The following is a 262-nucleotide window of genomic DNA, read 5'->3' as shown; positions in this document are numbered from 1 at the left end:
GCCAGGTGCAGGGCTTCGCGGGCGAAGCGCAGGCTGGTGCGGTTGATGCGCTCGCCGGCCTCATGGCGGGCGATGATGCGGCGCGCCCAGTCGCGGTCGTCACGGCGGGCGGGCTGCTGGTCGTTGGCGGCCAGCTTGCGCAGTTCGGCGGCGACGCGCTCGGGGCTGGCAGCAGGCTCGGGCAGCGCGGGCCGGTCGGGCTTGGGGGCGCGGAAGCACATGGCGCGGAATTCCAGAACGGTGGGCGGCTTGCCAGCGGGCA

General features: G+C 75.2%; 1 pseudogene. It reads right to left on the bottom strand.

What is annotated here, in order from left to right:
* Window positions 1-262 (bottom strand): annotated as a pseudogene (locus tag CON77_RS15355) (hypothetical protein); the annotation flags it as partial.

Source organism: Macromonas nakdongensis (assembly GCF_002837145.1).
In the GTDB taxonomy this organism is placed as follows: Bacteria; Pseudomonadota; Gammaproteobacteria; order Burkholderiales; family Burkholderiaceae_C; genus Macromonas_B; species Macromonas_B nakdongensis.
The sequence above is the reverse complement of the archived record's forward strand: the minus strand, read 5'-3'. Positions and strand labels throughout refer to the sequence as shown.